8 protein-coding genes are annotated in these 12882 nt (G+C 71.0%); 2 read left to right on the top strand and 6 right to left on the bottom strand.

Annotation, left to right across the window (positions count from 1 at the left end; all coding sequences use genetic code 11):
* Positions 1 to 7: 7 nt before the first annotated feature.
* From V6N00_RS05690 to V6N00_RS05675, 4 genes are all read right to left on the bottom strand, one after another.
* Positions 8 to 568: a MarR family winged helix-turn-helix transcriptional regulator gene (locus V6N00_RS05690; RefSeq protein ID WP_334231100.1), complete on the bottom strand. Its 561-nt coding sequence runs from the start codon at positions 566 to 568 to the stop codon at positions 8 to 10.
* On the bottom strand, positions 555 to 3950 hold the full coding sequence (locus V6N00_RS05685) for an efflux RND transporter permease subunit (protein WP_334231099.1): 3396 nt from the start codon (positions 3948 to 3950) through the stop codon (positions 555 to 557). Before V6N00_RS05685 ends, V6N00_RS05690 begins: the two co-directional genes overlap by 14 nt.
* Positions 3951 to 4010: 60 nt before the next feature.
* Positions 4011 to 5495, bottom strand: coding sequence for a malate:quinone oxidoreductase (locus V6N00_RS05680; protein ID WP_334231098.1), 1485 nt, complete (start codon positions 5493 to 5495; stop codon positions 4011 to 4013).
* An 82-nt stretch (positions 5496 to 5577) separates the two neighbouring features.
* Positions 5578 to 7251 (bottom strand): ABC transporter substrate-binding protein, encoded by a 1674-nt coding sequence (locus V6N00_RS05675; protein ID WP_334231097.1) that lies wholly within the window; start codon positions 7249 to 7251, stop codon positions 5578 to 5580.
* 227 nt (positions 7252 to 7478) lie between these two features.
* On the opposite strand from V6N00_RS05675, the gene V6N00_RS05670 reads away from it, so the two are divergent.
* Both V6N00_RS05670 and V6N00_RS05665 read left to right on the top strand, forming a co-directional pair.
* The gene (locus V6N00_RS05670; protein ID WP_334231096.1) at positions 7479 to 9383 is read left to right on the top strand and encodes an ABC transporter ATP-binding protein; all 1905 of its coding nucleotides are present in this window, start codon (positions 7479 to 7481) and stop codon (positions 9381 to 9383) included.
* Positions 9384 to 9624: 241 nt separating this feature from the next.
* Positions 9625 to 10563: a hypothetical protein gene (locus tag V6N00_RS05665; RefSeq protein ID WP_334231095.1), complete on the top strand. Its 939-nt coding sequence runs from the start codon at positions 9625 to 9627 to the stop codon at positions 10561 to 10563.
* 284 nt (positions 10564 to 10847) lie between these two features.
* Here V6N00_RS05665 and V6N00_RS05660 read toward each other — a convergent pair whose 3' ends face one another.
* On the bottom strand, positions 10848 to 11804 hold the full coding sequence (locus V6N00_RS05660; protein WP_334231094.1) for an ABC transporter permease: 957 nt from the start codon (positions 11802 to 11804) through the stop codon (positions 10848 to 10850).
* Positions 11801 to 12805, bottom strand: coding sequence for an ABC transporter permease (locus V6N00_RS05655; protein WP_334231093.1), 1005 nt, complete (start codon positions 12803 to 12805; stop codon positions 11801 to 11803). Before V6N00_RS05655 ends, V6N00_RS05660 begins: the two co-directional genes overlap by 4 nt.
* Positions 12806 to 12882: the final 77 nt, after the last annotated feature.

Genomic DNA, 12882 nt, shown 5'->3' with positions numbered 1-12882 from the left:
ACCGCTGTCAGTCCCGGCGGTCGGGTCCGTCCGGTCCGGGCAGACCCGCCCGCAGCCGGTCGGTGAGGACGGTGAGGGCGTCCATCTCCTCGCGCGTCAGGGCGCCGGAGAAGAGCCGCCCGATGGTGCGCAGGTGCACGCGGCCGACCTGTCGCTGGGTCGCCTCCCCGTCGTCCGTGAGCCGGATCTGGACGCCGCGCGCGTCGTCGGAGGCGCGGCGCCGCTCGACCAGCCCTCGGTCCGCCAGGCGGTCCAGCATCCGGCTCAGGCTCGGCTGGCTGATCAGCAGGTGCGCGTTCAACTCGTGCTGCCGGACCCAGCCGCCGTCGCGGGAGAGGTTGTAGAGCACGTCGTACTCGCGCATGCTCAGCGTCGCGAAGGCATCGTCCGCGAGCAGGTGCCGCATCACCTCGACCTGGGCGCGGAACAGGGACTCCCACGCCCGGTCTGCTGCCCGCAGTCCGGAGCGGGCCGCCTGCCGGTCCGCGACGGCGTCGGCCGGCGCGGGGTCACTCGGTGCCGGATCAACCGGCGCCGGCTCGTTCGGTGCCGGGTCACTCGGCGGCATGGCGACCCCGATGCCCGGCGGCGATCCCGGAACCGGTCCCGGATCCACTGCCGGAACCCGTTCCCCCGGCGAATGCCGGCTCGGCACCGCCGCCCCCGCGATGGACGTCCGTGGCGTCCGCGACCTCCGGCGAGGCAGGGACGGCACCCCGGCCCCGCCGCTCGGCCCGTCGCTCGCGCCAGCCCTCGAGCAGCCGATACAGCACCGGCACGAGGATCAGCGTCAGGGCCGTCGAGGAGATCAGGCCGCCGATGACGACCACGGCGAGCGGCTGCGAGATGAACCCGCCGCCCCCGGTGAGGCCGAGCGCCATGGGGATGAGCGCGAAGATGGTCCCGAGCGCCGTCATGAGGATCGGCCGGAGGCGCCGGCGGGCGCCCGTGGTGATGGCGTCCGCCAGGCTCATCGCCGGGCGTCCGGGCGCGGGCCTGCGGTACTGGTTGATCAGGTCGATGAGCACGATCGCGTTGGTCACGACGATGCCGACGAGCATGAGCAGCCCCACGAGCGAGGCGAGGCCGAGCGGGATCTGCGTGGCGACGAGCAGGCCGATCGCGCCGGTGGCCGCGAACGGCACCGAGACGAGCAGGATGAGCGGCTGCGCGAGCGACTTGAAGGTCGCCACCATGATCACGTAGACGATCGCGATCGCGGCCAGCAGGGCGAGGCCGAGCTGCCGGAACGAGTTGGCCTGCTGCACCGCGGCGCCGCCGATGGTCGCCTCGGTGCCGGTCGGCAGGTTCAGCGTCGCGAGCCGGTCCGTCACGCTGCGGCTGACGGCGCCGAGATCGGTACCCGCCGGGGTGACGGAGACGACGGCGGTGCGCTGCCCCGAGGAGACGGTGATGCTCGTGGCGACCTGCTTCTCGCTGACGTCGGCGAGGCGGCTGAGCGGGATCGTGGTGGGGCCGGCCGGGATCGGCAGGTTGCGCAGCGTGTCGACGCTGGTCAGCGCCGGCGGGTCGCCGATCTTGACCTGGTAGTCGGTGTCGTTCAGCCGCACGGTGCCCCCGGGGATGGGGGAGAGCCGGCTGGCGAGGATGCCGGCCAGGGCGGACTCGTTGACACCGAGCCGCGCCGCGGCGGCGCGGTCGACCTGCACCTGGACGACGGGCTGGTTCGCGGCCAGGTTGCTCGAGACGTCACGGGCGTCGGAGACGCCGGTCAGCCCCTTGACGACGACGTCGTTGGCCTTCGCGAGCAGGTCCGACGTGGGCGCGGTGACGGTGACGTTGACCGTGCTGCTCGTGCCGAAGCCGCCGCTCTGCGTCGAGAGGGTCACGGTGCCGACGTCGCGCAGGCCCGTCACGGCCTGCCGGACGGTCTCCCGCAGGGCGGTCTGGTCCCGGTTCTCGTCGGTGATGACGGTGTACTGGGCGGTGGACGCGCCCGCGGTCAGGAACGCGGACAGGCCGCCGCTGGCGTTGCCGATGTTCACCTGCACCGTGCGGACGCCGTCGATGCCCCGCAGGGTCGATTCGACCCGCTTCGCCGCGTCGCTCGTGGCCTGCAGGCTCGTCCCGGCGGGCAGCGCCTGCTTGATCGAGAAGCTGTTCTGGCCGCTGTCGCCCAGCAGGTTGGTCTTCATCATCGGCAGCAACAGCGCGGTGATGGCGAGGATGAGCGCGGCGGCGGCGACCGTGATGACGGGGTGGCGCTGGGTGCCGCCGAGGATCGGCAGGTAGGCCCGCTGCAGCCAGGGCAGCCGGCCGTTGCGGTCGCGGTCCTCGGATTCGACCGCGACCCCGCCGGAGGCGGTACCGGAAGTGGCGGTACCGGAAATGGCGGCACCGGAGACGGCGGCCCCGGCGACCGTCGTCGTCCCCGCACCACTCGCGGCACCGGCGGCCGCTGCCTCCCGACGGCGGGAGCGGCGCGTGCCGCGTCCGGGCCGGCGGACCGGCTTGTCGCCGAGGAACCAGTAGGCGAGGACGGGCACGATGGTCAGCGCCACGAGCAGGGACGCGAGCAGCGCCATGGTGACCGTCAGGGCGAACGGGCGGAACAGCTCACCGGCGAGGTCGCCGACGAACGCGATGGGCGCGAACACCGCGACCGTCGTCAGGGTCGAGGCGGTCACCGCGCCGGCGACCTCGCGGATCGCCTCGAGGATGGCCTGCCGCTTGGGCTGCCCGTACTCGAGGTGCCGCTTGATGTTCTCGATCACGACGATGGAGTCGTCGACGACGCGGCCGATCGCGATCGTCAGAGCCCCGAGCGTGAGGATGTTCAGCGAGTACTTCAGCCCCGACATGCCGATGAACGTGATCAGCAGGGACAGCGGGATGGAGATCGCCGTGACCAGGGTCGAGCGCACGGAGAGCAGGAAGACGAGGATCACCAGGACCGCGAAGCCGAGGCCGAGCAGGCCCTCCGTCGTGAGGTCCTTGATGGACTTCTCGATGAACGGCGCCTGGTCGAACACCGTGGTGAACCGGGCGTTGCCGCCCACCTCGGCCTGCAGCTGCGGCACGAGTTCCCGCACGGCGTGGGAGATGGCGACGGCGTCGCCCTCGGGCTTCTTCGTCACCGCGACGGACAAGGTGGCCTCGCCGTTGGTGCGGGTGATCGACGTCGCGGCGTCGTCCGTCAGCGCGACGGAGGCGACGTCGCCGATCGTGACGACCTTCGGGTCGTTCCGCCCGGAGACGGGCAGCGCCCGGATGGCGTCCAGCGACGTGATGGGGGAGCCGAACTGCACGTCGAGGGCGTTCTTGCCCTGCTGCACGGTGCCGGCGGGCACCAGGTCGCCGTTGTTCTTCAGGGCGTCGCTGATGGCCGTGACCGGCAGCCCGGCCCGGGCCAGCTTGCCCTGGTCGGGCAGGATCCGCACGGACTGGGTGGCGCCGCCGGCGACGTCGGCGGAGCGGACCCCGGCGATCTTCTGCAGCTTGGGCACCGCGGTGGTGGTCAGCCGCTGGCGCAGGGCGCTCAGGGACCGGTCGTCGGAGGAGACGGCGAGGTAGACGATCGGCAGGTCCGAGATGCTGCCGGTGATGGACTGCGGGTCCGCGTTGTCGGGCAGCTGCCGCCGGGCGTTGGAGATGGCCCGGTCCACCTGGCTGCGGGCCCGGTCCAGGTTGGTGCCGTAGACGAACTGCAGGTTGATCGTCGAGACGCCGGAGCGCGACGTCGCCGTCGAGGAGTCCAGGCCCTCGACGGCGTTCAGCGCCGCCTCGAGCGGCTCGCTGATCTGCTTGTCGATCACCTCGGGGCTCGAGCCCGGCATCGACGTGATGACGGAGACCTGCGGGAACTCGATCGAGGGGATGAGCTCCTGCTTGAGCGAGCTCATCGTGATCACCCCGAAGACCGACGCGAGCACGGTGACCAGCGCGATCAGCGCCCGGTTGGCGAGCGAGAGATGGGCCAGGCGGAACACGGTGGTGCCCTTCGGTACGGGGCCGGACCCCGGGCACTGGTGGTGTCCGGGGCGGGTGGATCAGGCGAGCGCGAGGGTGCGGTCGGTGGCCTCGAGCACCTCGTCCGCGAGCTGCGGGTTGTCGTTGAGCTTCTGGCCGTACGAGGGGATCATTTCGGTCAGCTTGGAGGCCCAGCGGTCCGCGTAGCCGGGGAACGAGCGCTTGAGCAGGTCGATCATGATCGACGTCGCCGTCGAGGCGCCCGGGGAGGCCCCCAGCAGCGCGGCGATCGACCCGTCGGAACTGGTGACCAGCTCGGTGCCGAACTGGAGCACGCCGCCCCGCTTGGCGTCCTTCTTGATCACCTGGACGCGCTGGCCCGCGGTGATCAGCTCCCACGAGCCCGGGTCGGCCTCGGGGTAGAACTGGCGCAGGCTGTCGTCCCTGGCGGACCGGGACTTGAGCACCTCGGTGACGAGGTACTTCGTCAGGTCCATGTTGTCCTTGGCCACCGCGAGCATCGGGATGATGTTGTTCGTCCGGATGGACAGCGGCAGGTCCAGGTAGGTGCCGGTCTTGAGGAACTTCGTCGAGAACCCGGCGTAGGGGCCGAACAGGAGGGAGCGCTTGCCGTCGGCGAAGCGCGTGTCGAGGTGGGGGACCGACATCGGCGGGGCGCCGACGGAGGCCTGGCCGTAGACCTTCGCGTTCTGCTGGCCCGCGATGGCCGGGTCGGTGCAGCGCAGGAACTCGCCCGAGACCGGGAAGCCGGCCAGGCCCTTGCCCTCGGGAATGCCGGAGCGCTGCAGCAGGTGCAGGGCGCCACCACCGGCGCCGATGAACACGAACCGCGCGTCGATCGTCGTCCGCTGCCCGGTGAGCCGGTTCTTGACGGAGACCTGCCAGCGGCCGTTCGTGCCGCGGGTGACGTCGGTGACCTCGTGGCCGTAGGCGACCTCGGCCCCGTTCTCGGCGAGCTTGTCGGTCAGCTGACGCGTCAGCTCACCGAAGTTGACGTCGGTGCCACCGACCACGCGGGAGGCGGCCACGCGCTCACCGCGGTTGCGGCCGGCCATCGTCAGGGGCGCCCACTGGGCGATGACGTCGGGGTCCTCGCTGTGCTCGATCGTCTCGAACAGCTTGTTGGGCTTGAGCGCCTCGTACCGGGTCTTCAGGTATCGGGCGTGGTCCTCGCCGAACACGAGGCTGATGTGAGCGACGGGGTTGATGAAGCTCTTCGGGTCCTTCAGGACGCCCTTGTCGATCAGGTGCGACCAGAACTGACGGGAGAGCTGGAACTGCTCGTTGATGACGAGCGCCTTGTCCGCGCTGACGGACCCGTCCTTGGCCTGCGGCGTGTAGTTCAGCTCGCACAGCGCGGAGTGGCCGGTGCCGGCGTTGTTCCACGGGTCGGAGCTCTCGCTGCCCGCCCGGTCGAGTCGCTCGAACATCCGGACGGTCCAGGTCGGCTCGAGCTGCTGCACCATGGTGCCCATCGTCGCGCTCATGACGCCCGCCCCGATGAGGACGACGTCGGCCTTCTCGGTGCCTGGTTCTCCGGACATTGACAACCTCCATCAGCTGCTTCGCTCGCCTCACGAGCCTACCGTCTGGGGCAGGTCGCTCCGAACCGCGGGCCGGTCCACCTCAGTTCAGGCGGACCGCGTTGAACACCTCGTTCAGGGTCGAGGACACCGGGTAGGACGCCACACGGGGAGAGAGGGCCAGCGCCGAGACCGGGAATCCGAGGGGCACGGCGGGCACGTCGCCGGAGACCTGGTCCGCGATGCTCCGGTAGGCGGCGGTCCGGTCGGCGCCGTCGGGCAGGGTGCGCGCGCGGGCGATCTTGGTCACCACCTGGGCGTTCCGGTAGCCGAACTCGGGGGTGGTCGCTCCGAACAGGGGGCCCACGAAGCTGTCCGGGTCGCGGTAGGTGCCGGTGATGCCCATCAGGTGCAGGCCGTGCCCGGCGCCGGCGACGACGTCGTCGGCGTACCCGTCCGACCAGGCGACCGGCACCGGTTTGATGTTCAGTCCCACGACGGTCAATTGCCGGGCCAGCTCGGCGTACACCTTCTCGGGGGACGCCATCCACGGCAGCGTCACGTCGCGCGGGTAGTAGAAGGGGATCGCCTGGCCGCGGTACTTCGCGGCGGCGAGCAGCTGCTTGGCCTTCGTGATGTCGGTGTTGTACTGCTGGACGTCGTCGCTGGAGACGGCGAGTCGCGGTGGCACGAACTGGTCCGCGATGTCCGTGCCGTCGATGAAGTAGTTCCGCACGAGCGTCTGCTTGTCGATCGCGTAGGCGATGGCCTGGCGCACCCGCAGGTCGGAAAGGACGCCGAACTCCTGGTTGATGCCGAGGTAGGCCATCGAGTAGGGGTCGCGCTGGACGATCTGCTGACCGGTCTGGGCCAGCGGGGCGAACGCGTCCCGGGTCACGCCGTCGAACCCGTCGATCGTGCCGGTGCTGAGGGCGTCGAGCCGCTGCAGCGGGTCGCGCATGGTGCGGAAGGTCAGCGACCGGATCTGGCCACGGTCGCCCCAGTACTGCTCGAAGGAGGCGAGCACGACGTCGCGCCCCTTCCAGGACACCAGCCGGAACGGCCCGGTTCCCACGGGGTGCTGACCGAAGGCCGAGACCGGCCGGCCGTCGCGCCGTTCGGTCAGCTCGTTCGCCTTCATCGACGTCAGCGACGCGGGGGAGGCGATGCCGAACGCCGGGGAGGTGAGCGCCTTGAGCAGGGTGGGGAACCGGTCGTTCAGGCTCAGCACCACCGTCGTCGGGCCCTGCGCCCGGCAGTCCCTGTACGTGGAGAGGTCGGCCTGGTCGGAGAAGGCGCCGAACACGCTCTTGAACGTCAGGGTCGCCCGGTCCGAGCGCAGCGAGACCGGCATCGTGTACCAGCGGTGGAAGTTGGTGCAGACGGCCGCGGCCGTGAGCGGGGTGCCGTCCTGGAACAGGACCTTCGGCCGCAGCGTGAACGTCCAGGTGCGCCCGTCGGGGGACGTGCTCCAGGACTGCGCGAGCAACGGCTTCGGCTCACCCGTGTTCGGATCGGTGGTGACGAGGCCTTCCATCACCTGCCGCGTGACGCGGGTGGCCTCGACATCGCGGGTCAGGGCGGGATCCAGGCTCGGCGGGGCGGCCGGGGTCGCGAACACGAACGAGGCGGTGGGGCCGTCGGCGGTGGGCGTCGCGGACGTCGGACTTGGCGCGGGCTGGCCGCCGGTGCACCCGGACAGCAGCAGGGCGACGACGGCGGCGGACGTGGCGGCCAGACGTGCTCGCGCGCGGCGTCGACCTGGCGGGCGCGTCACCGGCCGTCTCCTCTCGCGTGGGGGCTCGCCCGACCGGCGGACGGCCGGGTTCGGCACGCGCGGAGGGGCAGGGGGAACAAGCCGCCAGTCTAGCCCAGCGCACTCGTCGCTCCGGGGCCTCGGACACCGTCCGGACCGGCGTTGTCCGCGGTGACCAGGCCCGGCACGGGACCGCCCGGACCGGCCAGATGCGGCGGGCGGGGGCCGATGTGAGGCAGCATGGTGACATGGACAACACGGTGCCGCCGCGCGCGGATGCGGACTCGGCCGACTCGCCCCTGCTCAGTGTGACGGACCTCTCGGTCAGTTTCGGTACCGCGCACGGGTCGGTGGCGGCCGTGCAGGGCGCCTCGCTCACGCTGCACCGCGGGCGCACCCTGGCCATCGTCGGGGAGTCCGGCTCGGGCAAGTCGACGACGGCCATGAGCGTGATCGGGCTGCTGCCGGGCAACGGCCGGGTGACCGGCGGGTCGATCGTCTTCGACGGCCAGGAGCTGGTCGGGATGCCCGAGTCGCGGATGCGCTCCATCCGCGGGCGACAGATCGGCCTCGTGCCGCAGGACCCGATGTCCAACCTCAACCCCGTGACGAAGATCGGCACGCAGGTGGCCGAGACGTTGCTCGTGCACGGCCTCGCCACGCGCAAGGACGTCGATCAGAAGGTCATCGCCGTGCTCGAGGCCGCCGGGCTGCCCAACGCCGCCGAGCGGGCCAAGCAGTACCCGCACGAGTTCTCCGGCGGCATGCGGCAGCGGGCCCTGATCGCCATCGGGCTGGCCTGCCGGCCGCGGCTGCTGATCGCCGACGAGCCGACCAGCGCCCTCGACGTCACCGTCCAGCGCACGATCCTCGACCAGATCGGCGCCATGACGGACGAGCTCGGCACCTCGGTGCTGCTCATCACCCACGACCTGGGCCTGGCCGCCGAGCGCGCCTCCGACGTCGTCGTCATGCACCGCGGCAAGGTCGTGGAGCAGGGCCCGGCGCAGCAGATCCTGCAGGACCCCCAGCACCCCTACACGCAGCAGCTGGTCAAGGCGGCGCCGTCGGTGGCCGTCGCCCGGCTGCAGCCGGCCGCGTTCACGCACGGGTCGACGGCGTCGGAGGGCGGGGGCGATCCCGTCGGGGGCGCTGCTGGTGGTTCCGCCCACGCGGACGCGGCCGGGGAGTCGACGGCCTCCGCTGCCGGCGCGACCGCGGCTGCGGCGTCCTCGTCGTCCGGGGCGGCTTCGGCTGCGTCCTCGTCGTCCGGGGCTTCCGCATCGTCCGGGGCGTCGTCGTCCTCCGGGGCAGCCGGGTCGCCTGCGCCGTCGTCCTCGGACCTGTCGTCCGCCACGGCGAACATCGTCGAGATCGAGGGCCTGTCGAAGATCTTCAAGGGCCGCGCCGGGGCCGAGGACTTCCGGGCGGTGCACGACGTCAGCCTGCAGATCCCGCGCGGGTCGACCGTCGCCATCGTCGGCGAGTCCGGGTCCGGCAAGACCACGACCGCGCGGATGCTGCTGAAGCTCATCGAGCCGACGAACGGGACCATCACGTTCGACGGCGCGGACATCACGACGCTCGACCGGGCCGCCGAGAAGGACTTCCGGCAGCGCGTGCAGCCGATCTTCCAGGACCCGTACTCGTCGCTGAACCCGATGTTCACGATCGGCCGGATCATCGAGGAGCCGCTCGCGACGTATCACCGGGGGTCGAAGTCCCAGCGCACGGCCCGGGTGCGGGAGCTGCTCGAGGCGGTGGCGCTGCCGGCGTCCATGGCGACCCGGTACCCGGCGGAGCTCTCAGGCGGTCAGCGGCAGCGTGTCGCGATCGCGCGGGCGCTGGCCCTGCAGCCGGAGCTGATCGTGTGCGACGAGCCGGTGTCCGCGCTCGACGTGCTCGTCCAGGACCAGATCCTGCGGCTGCTCGGTGACCTGCAGCGCGAGTTCGGCTTGAGCTACCTGTTCATCTCGCACGACCTGGCCGTCGTGCGGCTCATCTCGGACTACGTGTGCGTGATGAAGGACGGCGAGCTGGTCGAGGCGGCCACGTCGGAGGAGATCTTCGTCAACCCGCGTCACCCGTACACCCGCACGCTGCTGGCGTCGATCCCGGGCAATGAGCTCGGCATCGAGGCCGAGGCGTCGTAGGCGTCGCACCGCCCGGCGGGATCGTCCGGAAACAGCGAGCCTGTGCGCCGTCAGCGGTGAGTTAGCGGTTCCCGCCCGAAGACCATGCTCTTTGAGTACAGCCTTCGGGCGTGACCCGCTAAGTCGACAGTGGGTGAGCCGTCCGAACGGTCAGACTGCCGGAAACGGACCGATGATCTGCGGTTTTCCACAGCCACGACTCCGATGTTCCCCTGGCGCGTCCGTCGGGCGACAGTGAGCCATGCGCACGCTGCCAGCGATCCCGACCGCCGGCGAGCTGGGGATCCGGACGGCCACCCAGCTCGCCCACAGCGGCTACACCTCCAACCGACTCGAGCGGCTCGTCGGCGACGGCGTCCTCATCCGGGTCTGGAGAGGTCACTACGTCAAGGCGTCGACGTGGCAGGAGATGTCGGGGACCGACCGACAGCTGGTGCGATTGTTCTGCGCTCAGGGCGCCGCCGTGGCGGACCGGCGAGTGCTCTGTCGCGCAAGCGCTGCCCTCGCTCATGGTGTCTCGCTTCTGCGGGTCGACCCCGCCGTGCACCTGCTCTGCCCGTCGCCACGTTCCACCCAGGCGCGGCATGCGGGGCTCCGGTTCCACGCCTGCGACGAGGACCGGGACACCGTGGCGCTCGCAAGTGGCCTCCTGGCGACGAGCGCGCTCCGGACGTTCACCGACTGCGGCCGCCATCTGCCGCACCGCGAAGCACTGGTGATCGCGGACCAGTTGGCGGCAACCGGTGCGGATCTGGGCGCCGTCCGTGCGTGGGCCGCTTCGCATCCGGGCTGGCGGGGCGTCGCCAGACTCCGTCTGGTTCTCGAGCGCGTCGACCCGCTGGCAGAATCGGCGGGCGAGACGCTGACGCGGATCCGGCTGCACGAGTGGGCCGTCCCGCTGCCCGTCAGCCAGCACGAGATCATGACGTCGGTCGGCCTCTTCCGTGCCGACTTCGCGTGGCCGGAGCTGATGGTGATCCTCGAGTTCGACGGGCGGACCAAGTACTTCGGTGAGACGCCGACCGCGGAGGTGCTGTTCAAGGAGCGGCAACGCGAGAAGGCCCTCGTGTCTCTTGGCTGGCGCGTTCTCCGCACCGACTGGGACGAGGTGAACCGCCGTCCGGAGAACCTCCGAGGCCGGTTGGCCTCCGCGATGGGAGTGGCGCCTCTCTCTGCCTAGCCGACTGAGGGATGGAGAGAGCCAGGACTCGGACGGATCCGGCTGACTCAGCGGAGGAGGCGCCGTATTCAGGCGGATCCGGCTGGGACGAGCTGAACCCCGGCCGGAGGCCCTCCGAGGCCGGTTGGGCTCCGCGATGCGAGTGGCGCCTCTCTGCCTGGCCGACCATCTCGCGAGTCAGCGGGTTCCGCCCGAAAGACCTACTCAAAGAGCATGCCTTTCGGTCGGAAACCGCTGACTCAGCCGAGAATCCACACGGCCGCCAGCCGCGCCGCCCGGAGACTTCAGACGCTGCGCGTCTTCGGGTCCAGCGACTCCCGCAGCGCCTCACCGAGCAGCGTGAAGCCCAGCGCCGTGATCGCGATGCAGATGCCGGGCAGGAACGCCAGCTGCGGCGCGACCGCCAGTTCGTTCTGCGCGTACGTGAGCATGCGGCCCCACTCGGCGGTCTCCGGCCGGCCACCGCCGAGCCCGAGGAAGGACAGCGCCGCCGCGTCGATGACCGCCGTCGCCAGCGTCAGCGTCGCCTGCACGATGACCGGGCCGATGCTGTTCGGCAGCAGGTGGTTGACCGTGATCCGGCCGGGGGACAGGCCCAGGGTCCGCGCCGCGAGCACGTAGTCGGCGCCGCGCTGGGAGAGCATCGACGAGCGCAGCAGCCTCGCGAAGATCGGCACCTGCGACGCGCCGATGGCGATCATGACGGCGGCCGAGCCCTGACCGAGGACCGCGGCGATGCTGACGGCGAGCAGCAGGTTCGGCACCGAGAGCAGGACGTCGACGACGCGCATGATGACGCTGTCGACCCACCCGCCGAAGCCGCCCGCGAGCAGCCCGAGCAGCATGCCGCCGGCCAGGCCGAGCGCCGTCGAGACGATGCCGATGAGCAGCGAGGCCTGCGCACCCCAGATCAGCTTGGAGAGCACGTCCCCGCCGAACCGGTCCAGGCCCAGCGGGAAGCCGTCGATCTCTCCGAAACCGGGGATGTGCGTCGGCGTGATGTACTCGCGGCCCGGCAGGTCCTCGCCGCCGTGCGGGGCCAGGATGGGTGCGAGCAGTGCCACGAGGATGAACAGGGCGACGATGACGGCGCCGGCGATCGCGGCCGGGTTGCGCCGCAGCCGCAGATAGGCCTCCCGCCACAGGCTGCCGCCGCCGCGCGCGTCGACCGCGGAGCCGGCCGTCGCCTCGGGGGCCAGCCCTGATGACGGAGTGGAGGAGGGGGGAAGAGTCGCACTCATTGCACACGCACCCTGGGGTCGATGAGGCCGTAGCTGACGTCCACGATCAGGTTGATCAGCGAGTACATGATCGCGATCAGGATGATGAACCCCTGCAGCACGGGATAGTCGAGGTTGAAGATGGCGTCCCGCAGGAAACGGCCGATGCCGCTGAACGCGAAGACGGTCTCGGTGAGCACGGCGCCGGAGATCAGCAGGCCGAGCTGCAGGCCGATCGTCGTCACGACCGGCAGCAGCGCGTTGCGCAGCACGAACCGGTTGCGGATGGTGGCCTGCCGCAGGCCCTTGGCGCGGGCGGTGCGGACGTAGTCGGCGTTCTGCACCTCGAGCACGGAGGCGCGGGTGATGCGCACGATGATGGCCAGCGGGATGGTGCCGAGCGCGATGCCGGGCAGGATCAGGTGGGTGAACGCGTTCCACGCCGAGTCCAGCTCCCCGGTGAGGAAGCCGTCGAGGACGAAGAACCCGGTCGCGTGCGTCGCGTCGATCCGCGGATCCTGCCGCCCGTCGGTGGGCAGCCAGTGCAGCTGGATCGCGAAGATCCACTTGAGGATGAACGCGAGGAAGAAGACGGGCACGGTGATGCCGAGCAGGCTGAGCACCACGGAGCCGTGGTCGACGAAGCGGCCGCGGTGGCGGGCGGCGATGTAGCCGAGCGGCACGCCGAGGCCGATCGCGAAGATGAGGGCGACGACGGTCAGCTCGACCGTCGCGGGGAACCGGGTCGCGAACTCCTCCAGCACCGGGCGGCTCGTCGTGATCGACGTGCCGAAGTCACCGGAGAGCAGCTTGCCGACGTACGTCAGGTACTGCTCGAGGATCGGCCGGTCGAAGCCGTACGAGGCGTTGATCTGGGCGACGGCCTCGGGGGTGGCGCGGTCGCCGAGCAGGGCGGTGGCGGGGCCGCCGGGCAGGGAACGCACCCAGGCGAACAGCAGGATGGACAACCCGATGAGGGTGGGGATCAGCAGCGCGATGCGCTTGCCGATGACTCGAAGCACGGTGCTCCTCGAGGCTCGACCGCGTCGACGTCGGACGACGACGACGGTGGCGGGCCGGGGTCGGACGCCCGGGCCGG

Source organism: Tersicoccus mangrovi, assembly GCF_036881825.1.
Taxonomy (GTDB): Bacteria; Actinomycetota; Actinomycetes; order Actinomycetales; family Micrococcaceae; genus Tersicoccus; species Tersicoccus mangrovi.
This window is presented reverse-complemented; position numbering and strand designations above follow the sequence as displayed.